General features: G+C 70.1%; 21 protein-coding genes. 6 read left to right on the top strand and 15 right to left on the bottom strand.

The genetic code is table 11. The annotated features are described in order from the left end of the window. The first annotated feature begins 3 nt into the window (after window positions 1-3). Entirely contained in the window at window positions 4-354 is a 351-nt protein-coding gene (locus KHC27_RS16270) for a MarR family transcriptional regulator (protein ID WP_213340431.1), read from the top strand. Further along, window positions 351-1,271, top strand: a complete 921-nt coding sequence (locus tag KHC27_RS16265) for a C40 family peptidase (protein WP_213340430.1) — start codon at window positions 351-353, stop codon at window positions 1,269-1,271. The genes KHC27_RS16270 and KHC27_RS16265 overlap by 4 nt, the downstream gene beginning before the upstream one ends. Before the next feature lie 16 nt (window positions 1,272-1,287). Here KHC27_RS16265 and KHC27_RS16260 read toward each other — a convergent pair whose 3' ends face one another. From KHC27_RS16260 to KHC27_RS16215, 10 genes are all read right to left on the bottom strand, one after another. Beyond that, entirely contained in the window at window positions 1,288-2,238 is a 951-nt protein-coding gene (locus KHC27_RS16260) for a 2-hydroxyacid dehydrogenase (RefSeq protein ID WP_213340429.1), read from the bottom strand. Next, window positions 2,235-2,906, bottom strand: coding sequence for an NUDIX domain-containing protein (locus tag KHC27_RS16255; protein ID WP_343210931.1), 672 nt, complete (start codon window positions 2,904-2,906; stop codon window positions 2,235-2,237). The genes KHC27_RS16260 and KHC27_RS16255 overlap by 4 nt, the downstream gene beginning before the upstream one ends. Beyond that, window positions 2,903-4,537 (bottom strand): ABC transporter ATP-binding protein, encoded by a 1,635-nt coding sequence (locus KHC27_RS16250; RefSeq protein ID WP_213340465.1) that lies wholly within the window; start codon window positions 4,535-4,537, stop codon window positions 2,903-2,905. The genes KHC27_RS16255 and KHC27_RS16250 overlap by 4 nt, the downstream gene beginning before the upstream one ends. Next, window positions 4,524-4,979 carry a type II toxin-antitoxin system VapC family toxin gene (locus KHC27_RS16245; RefSeq protein ID WP_213340428.1) on the bottom strand — a complete coding sequence of 152 codons (456 nt, stop codon included), beginning with the start codon at window positions 4,977-4,979 and terminating at the stop codon, window positions 4,524-4,526. The genes KHC27_RS16250 and KHC27_RS16245 overlap by 14 nt, the downstream gene beginning before the upstream one ends. Then, window positions 4,976-5,368: a hypothetical protein gene (locus tag KHC27_RS16240; RefSeq protein WP_213340427.1), complete on the bottom strand. Its 393-nt coding sequence runs from the start codon at window positions 5,366-5,368 to the stop codon at window positions 4,976-4,978. Before KHC27_RS16240 ends, KHC27_RS16245 begins: the two co-directional genes overlap by 4 nt. A 42-nt stretch (window positions 5,369-5,410) precedes the next feature. Next, entirely contained in the window at window positions 5,411-6,574 is a 1,164-nt protein-coding gene (locus KHC27_RS16235; RefSeq protein ID WP_213340426.1) for an ABC transporter permease, read from the bottom strand. Then, the gene (locus tag KHC27_RS16230) at window positions 6,575-7,684 is read right to left on the bottom strand and encodes a microcin C ABC transporter permease YejB (protein ID WP_213340425.1); all 1,110 of its coding nucleotides are present in this window, start codon (window positions 7,682-7,684) and stop codon (window positions 6,575-6,577) included. Between the two features lie 88 nt (window positions 7,685-7,772). After that, window positions 7,773-9,731 (bottom strand): extracellular solute-binding protein, encoded by a 1,959-nt coding sequence (locus KHC27_RS16225; protein ID WP_213340424.1) that lies wholly within the window; start codon window positions 9,729-9,731, stop codon window positions 7,773-7,775. After that, window positions 9,728-11,554: an extracellular solute-binding protein gene (locus tag KHC27_RS16220; protein WP_213340464.1), complete on the bottom strand. Its 1,827-nt coding sequence runs from the start codon at window positions 11,552-11,554 to the stop codon at window positions 9,728-9,730. The genes KHC27_RS16225 and KHC27_RS16220 overlap by 4 nt, the downstream gene beginning before the upstream one ends. Window positions 11,555-11,957: 403 nt before the next feature. Beyond that, window positions 11,958-12,518 (bottom strand): c-type cytochrome, encoded by a 561-nt coding sequence (locus KHC27_RS16215; RefSeq protein WP_213340423.1) that lies wholly within the window; start codon window positions 12,516-12,518, stop codon window positions 11,958-11,960. A gap of 547 nt (window positions 12,519-13,065) precedes the next feature. On the opposite strand from KHC27_RS16215, the gene KHC27_RS16210 reads away from it, so the two are divergent. Then, window positions 13,066-13,920 (top strand): prephenate dehydratase, encoded by an 855-nt coding sequence (locus KHC27_RS16210; protein WP_213340422.1) that lies wholly within the window; start codon window positions 13,066-13,068, stop codon window positions 13,918-13,920. Window positions 13,921-13,992: 72 nt separating this feature from the next. On the opposite strand, the gene fabI is transcribed toward KHC27_RS16210, so the two are convergent. From fabI to fabA, 3 genes are all read right to left on the bottom strand, one after another. Then, complete coding sequence (fabI, locus tag KHC27_RS16205; protein ID WP_213340421.1) at window positions 13,993-14,829, bottom strand: enoyl-ACP reductase FabI; 837 nt, start codon at window positions 14,827-14,829, stop codon at window positions 13,993-13,995. Between the two features lie 38 nt (window positions 14,830-14,867). After that, window positions 14,868-16,088, bottom strand: coding sequence for a beta-ketoacyl-ACP synthase I (gene fabB, locus KHC27_RS16200; protein WP_213340420.1), 1,221 nt, complete (start codon window positions 16,086-16,088; stop codon window positions 14,868-14,870). A 132-nt stretch (window positions 16,089-16,220) separates the two neighbouring features. After that, on the bottom strand, window positions 16,221-16,727 hold the full coding sequence (gene fabA / locus KHC27_RS16195; protein ID WP_213340419.1) for a 3-hydroxyacyl-[acyl-carrier-protein] dehydratase FabA: 507 nt from the start codon (window positions 16,725-16,727) through the stop codon (window positions 16,221-16,223). Between the two features lie 396 nt (window positions 16,728-17,123). On the opposite strand from fabA, the gene irrA reads away from it, so the two are divergent. After that, on the top strand, window positions 17,124-17,654 hold the full coding sequence (gene irrA, locus KHC27_RS16190) for an iron response transcriptional regulator IrrA (protein WP_281417086.1): 531 nt from the start codon (window positions 17,124-17,126) through the stop codon (window positions 17,652-17,654). 103 nt (window positions 17,655-17,757) lie between these two features. Here irrA and KHC27_RS16185 read toward each other — a convergent pair whose 3' ends face one another. Then, entirely contained in the window at window positions 17,758-18,669 is a 912-nt protein-coding gene (locus tag KHC27_RS16185; RefSeq protein WP_213340418.1) for an arginase family protein, read from the bottom strand. A gap of 47 nt (window positions 18,670-18,716) precedes the next feature. Beyond that, the gene (locus tag KHC27_RS16180; protein WP_425514889.1) at window positions 18,717-19,226 is read right to left on the bottom strand and encodes an SH3 domain-containing protein; all 510 of its coding nucleotides are present in this window, start codon (window positions 19,224-19,226) and stop codon (window positions 18,717-18,719) included. Between the two features lie 332 nt (window positions 19,227-19,558). On the opposite strand from KHC27_RS16180, the gene KHC27_RS16175 reads away from it, so the two are divergent. Both KHC27_RS16175 and KHC27_RS16170 read left to right on the top strand, forming a co-directional pair. Continuing rightward, window positions 19,559-20,560, top strand: coding sequence for a 2-hydroxyacid dehydrogenase (locus KHC27_RS16175; protein ID WP_213340416.1), 1,002 nt, complete (start codon window positions 19,559-19,561; stop codon window positions 20,558-20,560). Between the two features lie 108 nt (window positions 20,561-20,668). After that, a complete protein-coding gene (locus KHC27_RS16170) occupies window positions 20,669-21,841 on the top strand; it encodes a patatin-like phospholipase family protein (RefSeq protein ID WP_213340415.1) in 1,173 nt (390 codons plus the stop codon). Window positions 21,842-21,897: the final 56 nt, after the last annotated feature.

Here is a 21,897-nt window from a genome sequence, read left to right as displayed (position 1 = left end):
GCCATGGCCGTCGAGATGCGTCCGTCCCAGGCGCTGCGCCTGCTCCAGGAGCTGGCGCTGGCGCAGGTGCGCGACGGTGAGCCCGACCTCAGCCCGCGCCAGCTCGCCATCCTGCTCACCGTGTATCTGGAGGCGCCGCCCCACACCGTGCGCGGCCTTGCCGGACGGCTGGGCGTGACCAAGCCGGTCATCACCCGGGCGCTGGACACGATGGGCCAGATGAAGCTGGTCTCGCGCCGCCGCGACGAGGCCGACCGCCGCAATGTGGTGATCCAGCGCACGGTGGAAGGCGCGCTGTATCTGGAACGTCTCGGCGACCTCGTGGTCGCCGTCGCCCGAGGGCTGCCGCGATGACCCCCACCCCGCCCGAAGCCGCGCCGGACCAGACAGGCGCCGCACCGCTGGACCCGCGCCTGACCCCCGCCCGGCCGGACCTCGCCGCCGCCTGCCTGCGTGGGCGTGTCGCGGCCCCGCGCTTCGCCGACGGCACGGCGCAGCGCGTGGTGTGGCCCCGCGCCCCGCTGCGCCGCGAGCCCGACCCGCATGGCAGCCTCGTGACCGAGGCGCTGTTCGGCGAGACCATGACCGTCTACGACCTTGATGCCGAGGGCTGGGCCTGGGGCCAGCTCGACGCCGACGGCTATGTCGGCTGGATGCCGGCCGAGGCGCTCGCCGCGCCCGGCCCGGCGGTGACCCACAAGGTGGCGGCGCTGTCCACCCCCGCCTTCCCCGGCCCCAGCATCAAGCTGCCGCCGGAGGCACTGCTGCCCTTCGGCGCCCGGCTCAGCGTGGTGCGGACCCATGAGCGCTTCCTCGTCACCGAGGGCGGGCTACACGTCTTCGCCGGCCATCTGGTGCCGGTGGCGGCGCGGGAAGAGGATTTCGTCGCCGTCGCCACCCGCTTTCTCGGCCTGCCCTATCTGTGGGGCGGGCGCTCCAGCGCCGGGCTGGACTGCTCCGGGCTGGTGCAGGTGGCGCTGAACGCCTGCGGCGTCGCCTGCCCGCGCGACAGCGACATGCAGGAGCGCGCGCCGGATTCGCTGCTCGGCCCGGCCGTGCCCTTTGCCGGCGACATCGCCGCGCTCCGGCGCGGCGATCTTCTGTTCTGGCCCGGCCATGTCGGCATCGTCGAGGATTCGGGCACGCTGCTGCACGCCACCGCCGCCTTCATGGCGGTGGTGCGCGAGCCGCTGGCGGCGGCGCTGGCCCGCATCGAGGCGGCGAGCGCACCGGTGCGGACCGTGCGGCGGCCGGCAGCGGCCGTTCCATAGCCGGCGAAACAGCCGCTCAGTAGCCGGCGGCGCGGTTCACCACGTGCTGCAGCGGCGCGCCCGCCTCGAGCCGGCGGATCTGGCCGAGCACATGGCGGGCGAAGGCGGCGGGATCGATATCCGCCGCCATGTGCGGGGTCACCAGCACGTTGGGCAGGTCCCAGAACGGGCTGTCGCCCGGCAGCGGCTCGGTCTCGAACACGTCGAGCGAGGCGGCGAGCTGGGTGCCGTCGGTGAGCGCGGCGAGGAGGTCCGCCTCGTTCTGCAGACCGCCGCGCCCGGCATTGATCAGCACCGGCCCGCCCAGCGCGCCGTCGCGGGCAAGGCCGCGCAGCAGGGCGGTGTCGACGATGCCGCGCGTCGCCGGGGTGAGCGGCAGCAGCACGACGAGAATGTCGGTGCGGGCGAGGAAAGGCGCCAGCCCCTCGGCCCCGGCAAAGCAGGCGATGCCCTCGACCTCTCGCGGCGAGCGGCTCCACCCCGCCACCTGAAAGCCCATCACCGCCAGCTTGCGGGCGGCATCCGTTCCCAGCTCGCCGAGCCCCAATATCCCCACCCGCACCGCCGGGGCGGCGGGCTGGTCGTGCTGGATCCAGCGATGCGCCTTCTGGTCCGCCAGCGCCCGCGGCAGCCGGCGGTGATGCGCCAGCACGTTGAGCACGACATATTCCGACATGCGGGTGGAGAGGTCGGGGTCCACCGCGCGCACCAGCGGCACCTCCGCCGGCAGCGCGGGATCGCCGACCAGCGCGTCCACCCCCGCGCCGATCGAGAAGATCGCCCGCAGGCCGGCAAGCCCCTTCAGCGCGCCGGCCGGCGGCTTCCACGCGCAGGCATAGGCGATCTCTTCCGGCGCGCCGACATCGGGCCACACCCGCACCGGCCGCGCCGGATCGAGCGCGCGCAGCGCGTCCGCCCAGCCCTCGCCCTCCATGCCGGTGACGGCGAACAGAACCGCGCCGCTCATGCCGCACCTTCCAGGAAGGCGCGCACCGCCGGGCGGTCGCGGTTCAGCGCGAACCACTGCAGGGCGGTGATCAGGAACGCGTTGCCGACATGGCCCGCCTCCAGCGACGCCAGCGCGTCGGCGGTGCGGATGAGGAAGGGCTGGGTGTGCTCCTGCTCGCTCGCCGCCCCCGCCTCCACCGGCACCCGGGTGGAATCGACGATGCCGAGGAAGACGTTGACGAACTCGTCCGTCGCGCCCGGCGTCGGCATGAAGCGGTAGAGCGGCAGCAGGGCGGAGGGGGCGATCCCGATCTCCTCCACGCATTCGCGGCGGGCGGCGGCCTCCGGCGCCTCCCCCGCCTCGATGCCGCCCGCCACGATCTCCACGACCTCGCCCCGCCCGGTGGCGAGATGGGCGGCGAGGCGGAACTGCCGGATGAGCACGAAGCAGTCCCGGACGGGATCGAGGGCGAGCACCGCCGCGACATCGCCGACCCGCAGTATGTCGCGGGTATAGGACACCTCGCGCCCGCCGCGCCCGGCGATCGTCACCCCGAAGCGGTCATAGGGCCGGAAGCCCTGCCCCACCGACACCGGGGCGGAGACGGCGACCTCGACCGGACAGTCGGTGATGGCGGTGGCGGTGGCGGGCAGATCGGCCGGCTGGTTCTCGACGTGCGTGTTCAAGTCGGGACCTTCTCGCTGGAGGTGTCGAGGTTGAACGCGGCGGCGAACAGGGCGCGGGTATAGGCCTCGCGCGGGGCGCGGAACACCGCCCGGCCCTCGCCCTCTTCCACCACCCGGCCGTTGCGCATCACCAGGATGCGCGAGGCGAGCGCCGCCACCACCCTGAGGTCATGGCTGATGAAGAGATAGGTGAGGCCGCGCCGGCGCTGGAGATCGCGCAGGAGATCGACGATCTGGGCCTGCACGATCATGTCGAGCGCGCTGGTCGGCTCGTCCAGCACGATGAAGGAGGGCTCCAGCACGATGGCGCGGGCGATGGAGACGCGCTGGCGCTGGCCGCCGGAGAATTCGTGGGGGTAGCGGTGGCGGCTTTCGGGGTCGAGCCCGACATCGGCGAGCGCGGCGATCACGCGGGCCTCGCGCTCCTCCGCCCGCAGCGCGGGAAAATGCACCCGCAGCCCCTCGCCGACGATGTCGGCCACCGACATGCGCGGGGAGAGCGACCCGAACGGGTCCTGGAACACCACCTGCATGGCGCTGCGCTGCGGCCGCATCTGCTTGAAGCCGAGCGTGTCGATCGGCCTGCCCATGAAGACGATGGGCCCTTCCGAGGAGATGAGGCGCAGCAGGGCGAGGCCGAGCGTGGTCTTGCCCGAGCCGCTCTCGCCGACCACCCCCAGCGTCTCGCCGCGGCGGATGCTCACCGACACCCCGTCCACCGCCTTGATGTGGCCGACCGTGCGGCGCAGCACGCCGCGCTTGACCGGGAACCAGACCCTGAGGTCCCTCGCCTCCAGGATGACCGGCGCCTCCGGCTGGGCCGGGGCGGGGTCGCCCTTGGGCTGGGCGGCGATGAGCTGGCGGGTGTAGGGGTGCTGCGGGGCGCCGAACACCTGCGCCACCGGGCCGGCCTCGACGATGCGGCCGTGATTCATCACGCAGACCCGGTCGGCGATCCTGTTCACGATGCCGAGGTCGTGGGTGATGAACAGCATGGTCATGCCGAGCCGCTGCTGCAGGTCCTTCAGCAGCGTGAGGATCTGCGCCTGCACCGTGACGTCGAGCGCGGTGGTGGGCTCGTCGGCGATGAGCAGCTTCGGCTCGTTGGCGAGCGCCATCGCGATCATCACCCGCTGGCGCTGCCCGCCGGAGAGCTGGTGTGGGTAGCTCGCCAGCCGGGATTCGGGATCGGGGATGCCGACCTCGGCGAGCAACTCCACCACCCGCCGCCGCGCCGCCGCGCCACGCAGCCCGCGGTGCAGCTCGAGGATTTCGGCGATCTGCCGCTCCACCGTGTGCAGCGGGTTCAGCGAGCTCATCGGCTCCTGGAACACCATGGTGATGTCGTTGCCGCGCACCTTGCGGATGTCGCGCTCGGTCATCGCCAGCAGGTCCTGCCCGCCGAAAAGGACCCGGCCGGAGGGGTGGGAGGCGGTGGGGTAGGCCAGCAGCTTGAGGATGGAGAGCGCGGTGACCGACTTGCCGGAGCCGGATTCCCCGACCAGCGCCACCGTCTCGCCGGGCCGGACGTCGAACGAGACGCGGTCGACCGCAAGGCTGGTCCGGCCGCCCTGCGCGAAGGCGACGGAGAGGTCCTGGACGGACAGGAGGGGGGTGTCAGTCACGGTGATCCTCCCGGAGATCGTCCAGCGTGAACGGCGACAACGAGAGGCGCCGCAGCCCTTCGGGCATGGTCAGCCTCTCGTCATTGCTGATGAAATGCGTGCAGCCGGCACTGCGCGCCGTCGCGACATGGATGGCATCGGGCAGCCGTATCGCCGGACGTCGGGCGCGGATGCCTGCAGCTCCGACCAGAATGCCGCGCGCGACCGGCAGAACCTCCATCACCGGCCCGGATGTGAGCATCGCCTGATAGCTTTCCGCCAGTTCGTCGTCGCCGGCCTCAATGGGCTTCACGAGGATTTCCGCCAAGGTGATCTCGCTGGTCACCGCCGCAATCTGGCCCGCCTCGATCGCGTGCAGAAGCCACCAGGCGTGATCGGACCGGGCTCCGGCATTCTCGAAGGCGGTGATGAAGACGTTTGAGTCGAGATAAACACGCGGGACGCTCACCGCCGGTCCCATTCGTCGCGCAACGCCTGGATATGGTCGACGATCTCGTCCGCAGTGGCGAAGCGAGAGCGGCGCAGATGCGCGAAGCGGGAGAAATGGCCGCCGGCAGATGGCACCGCATCCGTATCTGCGGCTGCGACTAACGCCTGGTGGACGCTGCCTGCCTTGCCGATGTCATGCAAACGAGCCGCGTGTATGAGAGCCAGCCTATCGGTCGTTACATCCACCAGGCCACGACGACGCGCCGCGGCGACGATGTCGCGCCAATAGGCGGGGGGAATGGACCCGCGCCGCTTCCAGGCCGCCACCGCCGGATAGGAGACGCCGATATCCCGTCCCAGATCCGCGTCGGTCGGCCAGAGATCAAGGATGTCGGCTACGTTCTGCATAGATCGAATATGCTCGCCGTACAGATCGACATCAACCCACCCTCACGTGAACGTCTTCCGCGGGTCGAAGGCGTCGCGCACCGCCTCGCCGATGAAGATGAGCAGGCTCAGCATCAGCGCCACAGTGAAGAAGCCGGTGAGGCCGAGCCAGGGCGCCTGCACATTGGCCTTGCCCTGCGCCAGCAGTTCGCCGAGCGAGGGCGAGCCGGGCGGCAGGCCGAAGCCGAGGAAATCCAGCGCCGTCAGCGTCATCACCGAGGAGGAGACGATGAAGGGCAGCATGGTCAGCGTCGCCACCATGGCGTTGGGCAGCAGGTGCCGCCACATGATGACGCCGTTGGAGACGCCGAGCGCGCGGGCGGCCTGCACATATTCGAAGTTGCGGGCGCGCAGGAACTCGGCCCGCACCAGCCCCACCAGCGCCACCCACTCGAACAGCAGCAGGATGCCGAGCAGCACCCAGAAGCCCGGCACCAGCACCGAGGAGATGATGAGCAGCAGGTAGAGCGAGGGGATGGCGGTCCAGATCTCGATGAAGCGCTGGAACAGCAGGTCGGTCCAGCCGCCGAAATAGCCCTGCACCGCCCCCGCGGTGACGCCGATGGTGGAGGAGATCAGCGACAAGGTGAGGCCGAACAGCACCGAGATGCGGAAGCCGTAGATCAGCCGGGCCAGCACGTCGCGGCCCTGGTCGTCGGTGCCGAGCCAGTTCCATTCCAGCGCGTCGCAGGGGTTGCCGGCGCCGGTGAAGCCGTTCTTCTCCGCCACCGGGCGGCACTGCTCGGCGGTCAGCATCCAGGTCGGCGGCGAGGGGGCGGGGGTCGGCAGGTCGAGATTGTGGGTGTCGTAGCTGTAGCGGATCGGCGGCCACAGCATCCAGCCGCCCTTCTCCGCGATGAGCTTGCGCAGATAGGGGTCGCGGTAGTCGGCCTCGGTCTCGAAGTCGCCGCCGAAGGTCGTCTCGGGATAGGCCTTCAGCACCGGCAGGTAGTAGCCGCCTTCGTACTTCACCAGGAACGGCTTGTCGTTGGCGATGAAGTCGGCGAACAGGCTGCCGATGAACAGCACCAGGAACAGCCACAGGCTCCACCAGCCCCGCCGGTTGCGGCGGAAATTGGCAAGGCGGCGCTGGTTGATCGGCGAGAGCCGGCGGCGCGGCGCGCGCTCGGCGGGGACGGGCGCGACACCCGGAAGGCTGGCGTCCACTCAGACCTCCCGCGTCTCGAAGTCGATGCGCGGATCGACCCAGGTGTAGGTGAGATCGGAGATGAGGCTGACCACCAGCCCGATCAGCGAGAAGATGTAGAGCGTGGCGAACACCACGGGATAATCCCGGTTCAGCACGCTCTCGAAGCCCAGCAGCCCCAGACCGTCGAGCGAGAAGATGGTCTCGATCAGCAGCGAGGACGAGAAGAAGGCGGCGACGAAGGCCCCGGGAAAGCCGGCGATGACGATGAGCATGGCGTTGCGGAAGACGTGACGGTAGAGCACCGCCCGCTCCGACAGCCCCTTCATCCGGGCGGTGACGACATATTGCTTGCGGATTTCGTCGAGGAACGAGTTCTTGGTCAGCAGCGCCGTCGTCGCGAAGGCCCCGAGCGCCATGGAGGCGATCGGCAGCACGAGGTGCCAGAAATAGTCGACGATCTTGCCGCCCAGCGAGAGCTGGGCCCAGTTGTCCGAGGTCAGGCCGCGCAGCGGGAAGATGGAGAAGAACGACCCGCCCGCGAACAGCACGATGAGCAGGATGGCGAAGAGGAAGCTCGGCACGGCATAGCCGATGATGATGACGCCCGAGGTCCACACATCGAAGCGCGAGCCGTCCCGCACCGCCTTGGCGATGCCGAGCGGGATGGAGATGGAGTAGCTCAGCAGCATCATCCACAGCCCGAGCGAGATCGACACCGGCATCTTCTCGCGGATGAGGTCGATGACGGTGATGTCGCGGAAATAGGAGCGGCCGAAGTCGAAGCGGATGTAGTTCCACAGCATCAGGCCGAACCGCTCATAGGCCGGCTTGTCGAAGCCGAACTGACGTTCCAGCTCCTTGATGAAATCGGGATTCAGCCCCTGCGCCCCGCGGTATTTCGAGCTGATGGGGTCGCCGGCGGTGGCGCTCTGCCGGGCGCCGCCGCCAAAATCGCCGCCCTGCCCGGAAATGCGGGCGGTGGCGTCGGAACCCTCGCCGCTGAGCTGGGCGATCACGCGCTCCACCGGGCCTCCCGGGGCGAACTGCACCACCACGAAGGAGACGAACATGATGCCGATCAGCGTCGGGATCATCAGGGCAAGGCGGCGGACGAGGTAAGCGAGCATGCGGTCGGGCATCCCTCCCGGAGGAAACGACAGGGTGGCGAGGCGGCCGGGTGGCGTCAATGCGTTCCGGCCGCCGGCGGCGCGATCCTCAGCCGGGCGGCGCCGCGCCCGGACCAGCCGGCGCCGGCCCGGCGGGCGCCGGTCCCGCGGCCGGCTCGGCCGCCTGCGCCTCCGGCCGCGCCCACCAGGTCGCGGGGATGGCGCGGTCATAGCGCGGGCGCGGCCGGTCCGGCCACGCGAACACGTCCCAATAGGCGAGGCGGTGCTCGCCGGAATACCATTGCGGCACCCAGTAGCGGCCCGCGCGCAGCAGGCGGTCCAGCGCCCGGCAGGCGGTGCGCAGCTCGTCGCGGCTCTTCGCGGCGATGACGGTGTCCACCATGGCGTCCACCGCCGGGCTGGCGATGCCGGAGAGGTTGTTGGAGCCCGGCGTGCCGGCGGCGCGGGAGCCGAAATAGGCCCGCAGCTCCTCGCCCGGCAGGGTCGAGACCGAGAACCGCCGCACCGTGGCGTCGAAGTCGAACTCCTTCAGCCGCTGCTGGTACTGCGCGGGGTCGACCAGCCGGAACGAGGCCTCGATGCCGAGCACCTTCAGGTTCTTGATGAAGGGCGCGGTGTGGCGTTCCAGCGTGCCCTCGTCGTCAAGGAACTCGATGGTGAAACCCTCGCCCCTGGCGTTGGTCAGCCGGCCTTCCTTTATGGTCCAGCCGGCGCTGGCCAGCAGCTCCCGACCCCGCCGCAGCAGGGCGCGGTCCTGGCCCGACCCGTCGGAGACCGGCGGCGACCACGGCTCGCCCTTCAGCTCCTCCAGCAGCGCCGGCGGCAGCTTCAGCGCCTGCAGCAGGGCGATCTCGTCCGGGCTGGCCGGCCCCTCCGCCATCAGGTCGGAATTCTGGAAGAAGGACACCGTGCGCTGGTAGATGCCGAACATCAGGTTGCGGTTGGTCCACTCGAAGTCGAAGGCGCAGGAGAGCGCCTCGCGCACCCGGGAATCGGCGAATTTCGGCCGCCGCAGGTTGAGGAACCAGCCCTGCGCCCCGGAAGGCGTGCGGTCGGGCACCGTCTCGCGCTTCACCCGGCCGTCCTTGAGGGCGGGGAAGTCGTAGCCGGTGGCCCAGGTGCGGGAGGTGAACTCCTCGCGGAAGAGATAGGTGCGGGCCTTGAAGGCCTCGAAGCCGATGTCGCGGTCGCGGAAATATTCGAAGCGCAGCTCGTCGAAATTGTTCTGGCCGCGATTGACCGGCAGGTCGCGGCCCCAATAGTCCGCCACCCGCTCATAGGCGATGGTGCGGCCCGGCTCCACCCGGCCGATGCGGTAGGGGCCGGAGCCGAGCGGCGGGGTCATCGTGCTCTCGTCGAAGGGATGGGCGGTGTAGAACGCCTTGGAGAACACCGGCAGCGTCGCCACGAAGAGCGGCACGTCGCGGGCCCGCTTGGCGGCGAAGCGCACCGCCACCCCATCCTCGCCCTCGGCGCTGACACTGGTCATGTCGCGCAGGTTCTGGGCGATGATGGGGTGGCCCTTCAGCTTCAGCATCAGCAGCGAGAAGGTCACGTCGGCGCTGGTGAGGCGCGAGCCGTCGTGGAAGCGGGCCTCGGGGCGCAGCCGGAACCGGTAGAAGGTGCCGTCGGCCGAGACCGCGACGCTGCGGGCGATGAGGCCGTACACCGCGTCCGGCTCGTCATAGGCGCGCACCATCAGCGAATCGAAGACCAGCGCGAGGCCCTGCGCGGCGTCGCCCTTCAGGATGTAGCCGTTCAGCGTGTTGAAGGTCTGGAACGACTGGTTGTAGGCGGCGGTGGGGCCGATCTGCGAGAACAGCCCGCCCTTGGGGGCGTCGGGGTTCACATAGTCGAAGGCGGGGAAATCGGCGGCGTATTTCAGGTCGCCGAAGCCGGAGAGGCCGTGCAGCTCCGGCCCGGTCTCGGTGGTCTGCGCGAAGAGCCGGCCGGGCAGCAGGCCAAGGGCGGCGGCCGCCGCCCCGGCCCGCAGCGCCGCGCGGCGGGAGAGGCCGCCGCCGCCCGGTGCGATGAGGGGGGAGCTCATGGCCCGCGCCCCGTCGCCGCCGCCTTTTCCGCGTCCCACCACCAGATGGTGGGGAAGGCGAAGGAATATTCCGGCAGGGTCTCGGGATGGCCGAACCGGTTCCACCGCGCGGTGCGGTAGAACGGATAGTCCCAGGTCGGCACCACATAGTCGTGCGCCAGCAGCACCCGGTCCAGCGCGTGGGTGGCGGCGACGAGGTCGTCGCGGTCGGTGGCGTAGATCACCCGCTCGATCAGCGCGTCGATGCCGGGGTCCTTGATGCCGGCATAGTTCGAGGAGCCCTGCCGGTCCGCCGCCTCGGTGCCCCAGAAATCGCGCTGCTCGTTGCCGGGGGAGAGCGACTGGCCCCAGCTCCCGATGATCATGTCGAAGTCGCGGGCGCGCAGCCGGTTGATGTACTGCGAGGAATCCACCACGCGGACATTCACCGTGATGCCGAGCCGTTCCAGCGTCGGCTTGTAGAACAGCGCCACCCGCTCGAAGGCGGGGTTGCTGAGCAGGATTTCCATGGTGAAGGGTTCGCCCTTCGCGTTCACCAGCTTGCCGCCGGTGATCTGGTAGCCCGCCTCGCGCAGCAGCCGCGCCGCCTCGCGCAGATTGCTGCGCCGGGCCTCGTCGCCGCCCTCGGGCGGGTTGGCGTAGGGGGTGGTGAAGACGCTGGCCGGCACCTTGTCGCGCACCGCCTCCAGAATCTCCAGCTCGCGGCCCTGCGGCAGGCCGGAGGAGGCGAGCTCGGTGCCCTGGAAATAGCTGCGGGTGCGCTGGTACTGGCCGTAGAACAGGGTGCGGTTCATGCCCTCGAAGTCGAGCGCGAAATTGAGCGCGCGGCGCACCCGCGGGTCCTGGAATTTCTCGCGGCGCAGGTTCGGGATGAAAGCCTGCATCTGGCCGGAGGAGCGGTCGGGAAACTGCTCCAGCACAACCTTGCCCTGCTTCACCGCCGGGAAGTCATAGGCGGTGGCCCAGTTCTTGGCGGAGGTCTCGACCCGGAAGTCGAACTGGTCGCCCTTGAAGGCCTCCAGCTCCACCGTGTCGTCGCGGAAATACTCGTAGCGGATCTCGTCGAAATTGTTGGTGCCGATATTCACCGGCAGGTCCTTGCCCCAGTAGTCCGGCACCCGCTCGAAGGCGATGGTGCGGCCGGGCACCACCTGCTTGACGCGGTAGGCACCGCTGCCGAGCGGCACTTCAAGCGTGCCCTGGGTGATGTCGCGCGGCTTGCCGGCGGCGTCGGTGCCGGTCCACCAGTGCTTGGGCATCACCCGGAGCTGGCCGACGATCTGCGGCAGCTCGCGGTTGCCGGCCTGGTCGAAGGTGAAGGTCACCTCGTGCTCGCCGGTCTGCTCCACCTTGGCGACATGGCCGTAATAGAAGGCCTGGCGCGGGTTGTTCCTGGTCAGCACCTCGAACGACCACACCACGTCCTGCGGCGTCACCGGCTGGCCGTCCTGCCACTTCGCCTCGGGGCGCAGGCGGTAGGTGACGGAGGAGAAGTCGGCGGGGTAGCGCACCGCGTCGGCGAGCAGGCCATATTCGGAGGCCACCTCGTCGGCGGCCGGGGTCATCAGGGAGTCGTAGATCAGCGACATGCCCGCGGCGGCGTTACCGCGCGGCAGTATGTCGTTCAGCGTGTCGAAGGTGCCGTCGGCGGAGAGCCGCAGCAGGCCGCCCTTGGGCGCGTCCGGCTTCACATAGTCGAAATGGGCGAAGCCCGCCGGGTATTTCGGCGTCCCCATCAGCGCGACGCCGTGGCGCCAGGCACCCTCGCCCGGCGCGGGCAGCACGCCGCTGGAGGCCGGCGAGCCGGCCGGCGGCTCCGGCATCTTGCTCGCCGGCGCCAGCGGGTGGCCGGCATCGGCCGGCTGCGCGGCGGGCGGAGGCGGGCTCTGCTGCGCCGCCGCCGGGGCGGCAAGGCCGGCAGCGGCGAGGAACAGGGCAGCGAGGGCGGTGGAAACGAGGGGTGCGGGGCGGCGCGTCATTCGGTCGTCCTTCGCGGGGGCGGGGCAGCCGGGGCGCATCCTGCGCCCTTGGGCTTTCCTACGCCAAAGGGGCGTTGCTGCGCCAATGGCAATGGCGGGACACGTTCCGAAAAGAATAAGGCCGGGACGCGGGAGCGTCGCCGGCCTGACGTGATCGTGAAACGCGCGGGGCATAGGGACTCGGCCGGCCGATGCCGGCGGCGGAGGCTCGCCTTCCCCGGCGCCTTTCAGGCCGGAGCGTCCGGGCTCACGGCGCCGGGGCGGCGGCGCCGGGCGCGGGCAGCGGCTGCGGGCTGTGGGAGAGCGTGTTGAGATAGACCAGCAGGTCGGCGCGGTCGGTCTCCTTGGCGAGGCCGGCAAAGCCCATGGCGGTGCCGGGAATGTCGGCCTTCGGGTTCTTGATGAAGTCGGAGAGGTCCTGGAAGGTCCAGGTGCCGCCATGCGCCTTCAGCGCCGCGGAATAGGCGAAGCCCGGCGCGCTCGCCACCGGGCGGCCGACCACGCCGTAGAGGTCCGGTCCGACCTTGGCGCCGGCGCCCTCTTCGAAATTGTGGCAGGCGCCGCACTTCTTGGCGATGGCGGCGCCCTTCTCGACGCTGGCCTTGCCGAGCAGCTCGGCGATCGGCACGTCCGCCGCCGCGGCGGCCTGGGCCCCGCCGCTGGAGGCCTCCTGCACCGCGATCTCATATCCCGGCTTCTCGCCGTGGTGCGGGGAGAAGATGGCGCCGGAGAGGACACTCAGTCCGAGCGTGAAGGTGAGCGTGCCGAGCACGGCACCAGCGATCTTGTTCAGCTCGAAGCTGTCCATCGAAATTCGGCTCCCTCGATCCGCGGATAGTGGCGCTTCCGGCAGGCCACCGACCACATCGCCCAATGTAACAGCCGCCTTGCCCGGCCGCCAACGGCGCGCCGGAACTAATCATTTTGACGGTGGCCGTGCAACCCGTATAAGCCCGCTGCGGTTGCTACGTTTCGCCCCGGCGGCGGGGCCTCGCGCACCCCTCCGAGGCTTGCCGCCGCTGCGAAAGGCCCGGTTTGCCGACCTGCGCGGGCGTCTTCGCCCGGCACCCGCCGGCAGACCCTTCGCGAAACACCTGACGCGAGGGTGGCCGGGCCGGTCGTGGCGCGGCGTTCCGTCGCGGCAGGCGCCCGTCGCGCGGCCGGCCTCGGCACGGCGGCGGCGAGGGCGCGCGGCCCGGAGCCGGCCAACCCCTTCCGGAGGCCGGCGGTGCCGGCCCGGAGCTTCCGCAACGTGATTCGGGCGGTCCGCCGCCCTCCCCGCCCGCGCCGCCGGCGCGGCCTTCTGGCAGGGCGGCCGAACCGCAGCACGCGGCCGGCCGCATGAGGACTGAGAGATGACGACGCGCAAGACGATCGTGTTCCAGGGTGAGCCGGGAGCCAACTCCCACATCGCCTGCCGCGAGGCCTATCCCGACATGGAGCCGGTGCCCTGCGCCACCTTCGAGGACGCCTTCGCCGCGCTGCAGAACGGCGAGGCCGACCTCGGCATGATCCCGATCGAGAATTCGGTGGCCGGCCGCGTCGCCGACATCCACCACCTCATGCCGACCTCCGGCCTGCACATCATCGGCGAGTACTTCCTGCCGCTCAGCCACCAGCTCATGGCGGTGAAGGGCGCGAGCCTCGCCACGGTGAAGACCGCGCAAAGCCACGTGATGGCGCTCGGCCAGTGCCGCAACATCATCCGCAAGCTCGGCCTCAGGGCGGTGGTCGGCGCCGACACCGCGGGCTCGGCGCGGCAGATCGCCGAGGCCGGCGACCCCACCCAGGCCGCCATCGCCTCCCGCCTCGCCGCGGAAATCTACGGGCTCGACATCATCGCCGAGAACATCGAGGACGAGGCCCACAACACCACCCGCTTCATCGTGCTCTCGCGCGAGGCGGAGTGGGCGCCGGCCGACAATGGCCCGACCATGACCACCTTCGTGTTCCGGGTGCGCAACGTGCCGGCCGCGCTCTACAAGGCGATGGGCGGCTTCGCCACCAACGGCGTCAACATGACCAAGCTGGAATCCTACCAGCTCGAGGGCGAGTTCTTCGCCACCCAGTTCTATGCCGATGTCGAAGGCCACCCCGACCATACGTCGGTGCGCCTCGCGCTGGAGGAACTGGCCTTCTTCTCCAAGGAGCTGCGCATCCTCGGGGTCTATCCCTCGCACGCCTACCGGCTGGCCCTGACCCGCTCCTGAGCGCCGGCCGCCAACGCAAAACGCCCGGGCAAGGCCCGGGCGCGTCCGCGCGAGGGCAAGCGGGCGGGGGCCTTACTGCGCCGCCGCCTCGCCGCCGAACTTGCTCTCGGCATCTTCCATCGTCTTCAGCACGTCGGGATGCGGCATGGAGATGATGTTGTAGCCGGAATCGACGAAATGCACCTCGCCGGTGACGCCGGTGGACAGGTCCGACAGCAGGTACAGCGCGGCACCGCCGACCTCCTCGATCGTCACCGTGCGCCGCAGCGGGGCGTGGCGCTTCTGGTAGTTGAACATCAGCCGGGCATCGGCGATGCCCGCGCCCGCGAGGGTGCGGATCGGCCCGGCGGAGATGGCGTTCACCCGGATGCCCTGCGGGCCGTAATCGGCGGCGAGGTAGCGCACGCTCGCCTCCAGCGCCGCCTTGGCCACGCCCATCACGTTGTAGTTCGGCATCACCCGGGTGGAGCCGCCATAGGTGAGGGTGATGAGCGAGCCGCCCTGGGGCATCAGCGCCGCCGCCCGCTTGGCCAGCTCGGTGAAGGAGAAGCAGGAGATCACCATGGTGCGGGCGAAGTTCGCCCGGGTGGTGTCGGCGTAGCGGCCCTTCAGCTCGTTCTTATCGGAAAAGCCGATGGCGTGGACCAGGAAGTCGATGCTGCCCCATTTGGCGGCCAGCGCCTCGAACACCCCGTCGACCGAGGCGAGGTCCTCGACATCGCAGGGCAGCACGGTGTCGCTGCCGAGGCTCTCGGCGAGCGGCTTCACCCGCCGGCCCAGCGCCTCGCCCTGATAGGTGAAGGCGAGCTCGGCGCCCTGCGCCGCCAGCGCGCGGGCGATGCCCCAGGCGATCGAGTGATCGTTCGCGACGCCCATCACCAGGCCGCGCTTGCCGTTCATCAGGCTCATGGTGGTTCCTTCCGCCGCGGGCGCGGGGGCTGTCGGGGTCACGCGTCGGGATGCTGGAGGACGAGCACCGCATTGGTGCCGCCGAAGCCGAAGCCGTTGGAAAGCACCCGGCCGAGCCGCACATTGTCGACCCGCTCCCGCGCGATCGGCATGTCGGCGAAGGCCGGGTCCATCTCCTCGATATGGGCGCTCGCGGCGATGAAGCCGTTCTGCATCATCAGCACGGAATAGATCGCCTCGTGCACGCCGGTGGCGCCCTGCGAATGGCCGGTGAGCGCCTTGGTCGCCGAGATGGGCGGGCAATCCTTGCCGAACACGGCGCGAATCGCCTCGATCTCCTTGAGATCGCCGATCGGGGTCGAGGTGGCGTGCGGGTTGATGTAGTCGATCGGGCCCTTCACGCCCGCCAGCGCGAGGCGCATGGCGCGCTCGGCGCCCTCGCCGGAGGGGGCGACCATGTCGGCGCCGTCCGAGGAGGCGCCGTAGCCGACGATCTCGGCGTAGATGCGGGCGCCGCGGGCCCTGGCATGCTCCAGCTCCTCGAGAACGAGGACGCCGGCGCCGCCGGAGATGACGAAGCCGTCGCGGTTCTTGTCATAGGGGCGGGAGGCGACCTCGGGACGGTCGTTGTAGTCCGAGGACATCGCGCCCATGGCGTCGAACAGGCAGGACAGCGTCCAGTCGAGATCCTCGCAGCCGCCGGCGAAGACGATGTCCTGCTTGCCGTACTGGATCATCTCCGCGGCGTTGCCGATGCAGATGTTGGTGGTCGCGCAGGCCGCCGAGATGGAGTAGCTGGCGCCCTTGATCTTGTACCAGGTGGAGAGCGTCGCCGAGGCGGTCGAGCTCATCGCCTTGGGCACCGCGAAGGGGCCGACCCGCTTCGGGCTGCCGTTCTTGCGGGTGATGTCGGCGGCCTCGACGATGGTGCGGGTGGAGGCGCCGCCCGAGCCCATGATGAGGCCGGTGCGCTCGTTGGAAATCTCGTGCGCCTCCAGCCCGGAATCCCGGATGGCCTGGTCCATCGCGACCTGGTTCCACGCGGTGCCGCCGCCGTGGAAGCGCATGGCGCGGCGGTCGACCATGGCGGCGGCGTCGAGCTGCGGCGCGCCGTGGACCTGGCTGCGGAAGCCATGCTCGACATAGCTTTCCGACCGGGTGATCCCGCTCTTGCCCTCGCGCAGCGACGCCAGCACCTCCTGGGTGGAGTTGCCGATCGAGGAGACGATGCCCATACCGGTGACGACGACGCGGCGCATGGTTCTTAATCCTTCCGGGACCGCCGCCGGCGCACGGAATGCCCCCGGCGCCTCGGGCTGCGGTCGCCCTTCATGGTCAAATCCCCCGGCAGATGGCGCCGGGGCGCGGTGTGCACAAGGCCGGCCGCGCGATCAGCTCTGGAACAGGCCAACTTTCAGGTCGCCGGCGCGGTAGATCACTTCGCCGTCGGCCTCCAGCCAGCCATCGGCGATGCCGAGCACCAGCTTGGAGCGCATGACGCGCTTGAAGTCGATGCCGTAGACCACCTTCTTCACGCTCGGCAGCACCTGGCCGGAGAACTTGATCTCCCCGGCGCCCAGCGCCCGGCCGCGGCCCGGCGCCCCGAGCCAGCCCAGATGGAAGCCGACGAGCTGCCACAGCGCGTCGAGGCCGAGGCAGCCCGGCATCACCGGGTCGCCGATGAAGTGGCAGGCGAAGAACCAGAGGTCCGGCTTGATGTCGAGCTCGGCCCGGACATGGCCCTTGCCGGCCGGCCCGCCCGTTTCGGAAATCTCGGTGATGCGGTCGAACATCAGCATCGGCGGAGCCGGAAGCTGCGCGTTGCCCGCACCGAAGAGCTCGCCGCGCCCGCACGCGAGGAGGTCCTCATACCCAAAGCTCGATCGACGCTCGACCATCTTCCCTACGTCACCTTATTCTCGTTCGGACGCCGCGTCCGTTCCGCCGGCCGTGGCTCGCAGGCTTCCTAACACAGGGTTCCCGGCGCTCAAAGCCGCCTCGCCGCTCCTCGTCGGGGAGGCATTATGTCTCTGCCGTGACAGCCGGCCGCCCGACCCGAGAGCCCCCGGCGCGCCTGTGCAGGGTTCCGGACAGGCGTCACCAGATTGGAATCATTCCTGTTATCCCCCGGCGGGTTGCGGCGGGTCCTGCCCCGAGGGTAATATGCCGGCCAACCAGAGTGCTGCGCGCCGGTTTGGCCGCCGCAGCGTTCGTGTATGATAGGGTCTGGTGACGTCGGCCTCCCGCTGGGCGGCCGAGACGCACCCTGCCCTCAGCCGACCCCGGAACGAGACATGAGCGAGACTGTTCGCACTGTGCAGATGGCGATGCCGCGCGTGGTGGTGGAGGATGCGGAGCCCGTGCTCCCGATCGCCCGGCTGCGCGATTCGGCCTCCGTCAGCCGCACGGGCTGCCCCTTCCACGACGTGCGCCACATGCTGCGCGAAGTCGGCCTGCGCCCCACCCGGCAGCGCCTCGCGCTCGGCTGGCTGCTCTTCGCCAAGGGCGACCGCCACGTCTCGGCGGAAATCCTGCACGAGGAAGCCATCAAGGCGCGCTTCCCGGTGTCGCTGGCCACCGTCTACAACACGCTGCACCAGTTCACCGAGGTCGGGCTGCTGCGCGAGCTCGCGGTGGACGGCTCGAAGACCTATTTCGACACCAACCCCTCCGACCATCATCACTTCTTCGTCGAGGGAGAGAACAACCTCGTCGACATACCGAGCGCCGCGGTCGAGGTGGAGCGGGTGCCGGAGCCGCCGGAAGGCTATGAGGTCGCCCGCATCGACGTGGTGGTGCGGCTGCGGCCGAAGCGCCGCTCCTGAGCCGCGGCGCCGTCGCCTCCCTTACAAGGCCGGTCGCAGGACCGGCCTTTTTCGTCTGCGCGGCCCGGCTCCGTTGACGGCCGGCGGCAGGCGCGTGCCGCCCTCACCCCTGCCGGACGACGGCGCCGATCACATTGACCACCAGCCGCGCCGCGGTGAGGGCGGAGAGGCCGTCCCTGTCGGCGGGGGGATAGAGCTCGACGAGGTCGAACCCCGCGATCCGCGCCCGCCGGCCGAGCCCGGCGATCAGGTCGATGGCCTGGGTATAGGTGAGCCCGCCCGGCGTGGGGGCGGCCACGGCCGGCATGATGCCGGGGTCGAGTCCGTCGCAATCGAGGGTCACGACCACCCGGGCGCCTTCCGGGATGTGCCGGAGCGCGGCCTCCGCGCCGCCCGCTTGAACCTCGCGCGCGGTCACGAACCGGCTGCCATAGCGCAGCGCCGCCGCCACCTCCCCGGCGCGGGCGCTGCCGACGCTGCGCAGGCCGACCTGCACGAGGCCGGCGACATGGCCCATCTCGCTCGCCCGGCGCATCGGGCTGGAATAGCCGTAGCGCTCGCCCTTCACCTCGTCGCGCCAGTCGATATGGGCGTCGATCTGGAGCACCCAGACCGGGCCATGGCCGGTAAAGCCGGCGAGAAACGGGATGGTGGCCGAGCAGGTGCCGCCGAGCAGGATCGGCACCGCCGGCGTGGCGAGGATGTCGCGCGTCGCCGCCTCGATCCGCGCCCGGTTGCCGGCATTGTCGTGCGGCACGGTGGGAAGATCGCCGATGTCGATGCAGCTCTCCGGCCCGCCGTCGAACAGCGGGCCACCCAGATCGAAATCCCAGTGGCCGCGCAGCGAGGCATCGTCCTGGCTGGCGGCGCGGATGGCGGCGGGGGCGAGGGCGTGGCCGTGCCCCTCGGTGCCGGGATAGGCGGTGCCATGGCCGGCGCCGAAGATGACCGCACGCGGCGCCCGGCCGTCGGCCAGCCGGTCGGGGAGCCCGAGAAAGCCCGGCGTGGCGGTCATGTCCGGCGCCTTTCGGTCTGCGGGGGAAGGAAAGGACGGGCGGCGGCTCAGTCCGCCTTCTCGCCGGGATAGACGCCCCAGAGCTTTTCCTGCTGGATGAAGCCGTCGAAATTGTCGCTGAAGAAGCGACACCACTGGCCGTCGCAATCCTTGATGTTGCCGAGCACGCCGGATTCCAGCCGCGCCTTCACCTCGGAATCGGCGCTGCGGCGGGCGTAGAGCGCCACCGGGCCATCCTTCTTCAGCCAGGAGCCGACCAGCGCCGTGCGCCGGCCGGACAGCATGGCGTGGTAGACCCAGCCTTCCGCGCCTTCGGAATCGCGGATGCGGCGCCAGTTCTCGAACTCCGCCGTCACCTCCACCGGGAGGCCGGCGCGGGTGAACACCCAGACCACCTCGTGGTCCTTGCTGGGGCCGGCGCGGACATTCACCTTGTCGGCCTTGAGGCTGAGGAAGCGCGGCATCGGCAGCCCGCTTTCCTTGCCGATCTGGGTGCCGGCGTTCTGGGCGGCGGCGGGCGCCAGCGCGGCGAGCGGCAGCGCCGCCAGCGCCAGCAGCGCGCCGAGCGCCGCCCACCGGACGTGACGCGGCGGCCGGGCGGCCCGCGTGCCTTCCGGGGCGGGAAGACGGGCACTGCGTCCGACATCCGTGGAGCCAGGGGGAAGGGGCAAGGCCTGCCGGCACCTGTCGTCGCGCATGCTTCTCATCATCGTTACGTCCACCGCCCGGGGACATGGAAACCCGACGGGGCTCCCCGTCAAGCGTGGCGCGGGGCAGGTCCCCGCGTTTTGTCTTTCCCCGACCCGTCTGGTATTGAACGCCGGTCCCGACCGCCGACAGTCTGGAGGCTTGGGGTTAACGGGACCTTGACCGCGCACAGGGAATGATAATGGCCCGCAAGAAGCCGCTCGTCGTCGTCACCCGCAAGCTGCCCGACAAGATCGAAACCCGGATGCGGGAGCTGTTCGACGCCCGGCTGAACGTGGAGGACGTGCCGCTCGACCGCGCCAGGCTGGCCGAGGCCGTGGCCACCGCCGACGTGCTGGTGCCGACCATCGCCGACCGCATCGACGCCGAGGTGCTGGCCCATGCCGGGCCCAACCTCAAGCTGATCGCCAATTTCGGCAATGGCGTCGACCATATCGACGTCGCCGCCGCCACCGAGCGCGGCATCACCGTGACCAACACTCCCGGCGTCCTGACCGAGGACACCGCCGACATGACCATGGCGCTGATCCTCGCCGTGCCGCGCCGCCTCACCGAGGGCGCCGCCATGCTGACCCAGGATGACGGCTTCTGGCCGGGCTGGTCGCCGACCTGGATGCTCGGCCACCGCATCTGGGGCAAGCGGCTCGGCATCATCGGCATGGGCCGGATCGGCCAGGCGGTGGCGCGCCGCGCCAAGGCGTTCGGCCTGCAGATCCACTACCACAACCGCCACCCGCTGCCCGCCCATATCGAGGAGGAGGTGGAGGCGACCTACTGGGACAGCCTCGACCAGATGCTGGCCCGGATGGACATTCTCTCCGTCAACTGCCCGCACACCCCCGCCACCTATCACCTGCTCTCCGCCCGGCGGCTGAAGCTGGTGCGGCGCGACGCCTACATCGTCAACACCGCGCGCGGCGAGGTGATCGACGAGGCGGCGCTGGCGCGGATGATCGAGACCGGCGAGCTCGCCGGCGCCGGGCTCGACGTGTTCGAGCGCGAGCCGGCGGTGAGCCCGAAGCTGCTGAAGCTCGCCCGGCAGGGCAAGGTGGTGCTGCTGCCGCATATGGGCTCGGCCACGGTCGAGGCGCGCATCGACACCGGCGAGAAGGTGATCGTCAACATCCGCGCCTTCATAGACGGCCACCGCCCGCCCGACCGCGTGCTCGCCGCCATGCTCTAGACGCCGTCCCGCCCGACACCATCCCGCTCCGCCCGGTGTGGCGCGCCCGCTACAGTGCCGGCTCCGGCTTGTGCTAATTTGGCGGCGGTTCCAGCAGAGTTCCTATCGATGCTCGCAACAGCGATCCGGCGCAGCCGCTTCGGCGTGGTGCTCGTCCTGTCCCTCCTGATGGCGGCGTGCTCCTCGCTGCCGCGCACGCCCTACACCGCCGAGGACGCCGCGATGGGCGACCCGATGGGCATCCCCGGGGTGCGGATGTGGGCGGATGCCTCGATCGCCGAGCTGACCCCCCAGCTCGCCCGGCTGCGCTCCATCCAGCGCGATGTCGCCATCCAGGACTACAACATACTGGCGATCTCGGGCGGCGGGCAGGACGGCGCCTATGGCGCGGGCCTGCTGAACGGCTGGACCAAATCCGGGAAGCGGCCGGAATTCGCCATCGTCACCGGCGTCTCCACCGGGGCGCTCACCGCGCCCTTCGCCTTCCTCGGCCCGAACTATGACGAGAAGCTGCGCAAGGTCTACACCGAGACCACCGCCGACGACATCATCTCCGGCAACCCCATCGTCGGCCTGTTCAGCGAGGGCATCTTCCGCACCGACCCGCTGCGGGAGATGGTGGCGCGCTATTGCGACGAGCAGATGCTGGCGGAAATCGCCCGGGAGCACCGGCGCGGCCGCCGGCTCTATGTCCTCACCACCAATCTCGACGCCCAGCGCCCGGTGCTGTGGAACATGGGCGCCATCGCTGACAGCGGCAACCCGCGGGCGCTGGACCTGTTCCGCTCGGTGCTGGTGGGCTCCGCCAGCATCCCCGGCGCCTTCGCGCCGATGATGATCCCGGCGACGCATGACGGCCACAGCTTCGAGGAGATGCATGTCGACGGCGCCACCACCATGCAGGTGCTGACCGTGCCGACCAAGGTGGCGGCCGCCGCCGGCGATCTCTTCAACAAGGGCCGCAGCCGCAGCTTCTATGTGCTGCTGAACAAGAAGTTCGTGCCGGAATTCGACCTCACCCCGCGCTCGACGCTGCGCATCGCGGTGCGCGGCTTCGACACGCTGATGAAGGCCGACACCTTCGGCACGGTGCTGGACGCTTATAATTTCAGCAACAAGTTCCGCTACCGCTTCCAGCTCGGCTTCATTCCCGCCGACTTCGCGGAGAAGCCGGACTCGGTGTTCGACAAGACCTACATGAACGCGCTGTTCAAGGTCGGCTACGAGGCCGGGCTGAAGGGCGGCGGCTGGTACAGCGAGCCGCCGGGGCTGTACAACTGATAAATGGCGTAAATTATTCCACCGGGCCCACCCCATTACACCGACAGTATTATGAA

Origin of the sequence: Ancylobacter lacus (assembly GCF_018390635.1) — a bacterium.
Taxonomy (GTDB): domain Bacteria; phylum Pseudomonadota; class Alphaproteobacteria; order Rhizobiales; family Xanthobacteraceae; genus Ancylobacter; species Ancylobacter lacus.
This window is presented reverse-complemented; position numbering and strand designations above follow the sequence as displayed.

What these genes read in the sequence shown, in the direction of transcription:
- KHC27_RS16185 (WP_213340418.1), bottom strand. Translation starts at nt 18,669, where the DNA reads ATGACCGCCACGCCGGGCTTTCTCGGGCTCCCCGACCGGCTGGCCGAC.
- KHC27_RS16240 (WP_213340427.1), bottom strand. Translation starts at nt 5,368, where the DNA reads ATGCAGAACGTAGCCGACATCCTTGATCTCTGGCCGACCGACGCGGAT.
- KHC27_RS16225 (WP_213340424.1), bottom strand. Translation starts at nt 9,731, where the DNA reads ATGAGCTCCCCCCTCATCGCACCGGGCGGCGGCGGCCTCTCCCGCCGC.
- KHC27_RS16265 (WP_213340430.1), top strand. Translation starts at nt 351, where the DNA reads ATGACCCCCACCCCGCCCGAAGCCGCGCCGGACCAGACAGGCGCCGCA.
- KHC27_RS16220 (WP_213340464.1), bottom strand. Translation starts at nt 11,554, where the DNA reads ATGCCGGAGCCGCCGGCCGGCTCGCCGGCCTCCAGCGGCGTGCTGCCC.
- fabB (WP_213340420.1), bottom strand. Translation starts at nt 16,088, where the DNA reads ATGCGCCGCGTCGTCGTCACCGGTATGGGCATCGTCTCCTCGATCGGC.
- fabA (WP_213340419.1), bottom strand. Translation starts at nt 16,727, where the DNA reads ATGGTCGAGCGTCGATCGAGCTTTGGGTATGAGGACCTCCTCGCGTGC.
- KHC27_RS16210 (WP_213340422.1), top strand. Translation starts at nt 13,066, where the DNA reads ATGACGACGCGCAAGACGATCGTGTTCCAGGGTGAGCCGGGAGCCAAC.
- KHC27_RS16215 (WP_213340423.1), bottom strand. Translation starts at nt 12,518, where the DNA reads ATGGACAGCTTCGAGCTGAACAAGATCGCTGGTGCCGTGCTCGGCACG.
- fabI (WP_213340421.1), bottom strand. Translation starts at nt 14,829, where the DNA reads ATGAGCCTGATGAACGGCAAGCGCGGCCTGGTGATGGGCGTCGCGAAC.
- irrA (WP_281417086.1), top strand. Translation starts at nt 17,124, where the DNA reads ATGAGCGAGACTGTTCGCACTGTGCAGATGGCGATGCCGCGCGTGGTG.
- KHC27_RS16260 (WP_213340429.1), bottom strand. Translation starts at nt 2,238, where the DNA reads ATGAGCGGCGCGGTTCTGTTCGCCGTCACCGGCATGGAGGGCGAGGGC.
- KHC27_RS16175 (WP_213340416.1), top strand. Translation starts at nt 19,559, where the DNA reads ATGGCCCGCAAGAAGCCGCTCGTCGTCGTCACCCGCAAGCTGCCCGAC.
- KHC27_RS16270 (WP_213340431.1), top strand. Translation starts at nt 4, where the DNA reads ATGGCCGTCGAGATGCGTCCGTCCCAGGCGCTGCGCCTGCTCCAGGAG.
- KHC27_RS16170 (WP_213340415.1), top strand. Translation starts at nt 20,669, where the DNA reads ATGCTCGCAACAGCGATCCGGCGCAGCCGCTTCGGCGTGGTGCTCGTC.
- KHC27_RS16230 (WP_213340425.1), bottom strand. Translation starts at nt 7,684, where the DNA reads ATGCTCGCTTACCTCGTCCGCCGCCTTGCCCTGATGATCCCGACGCTG.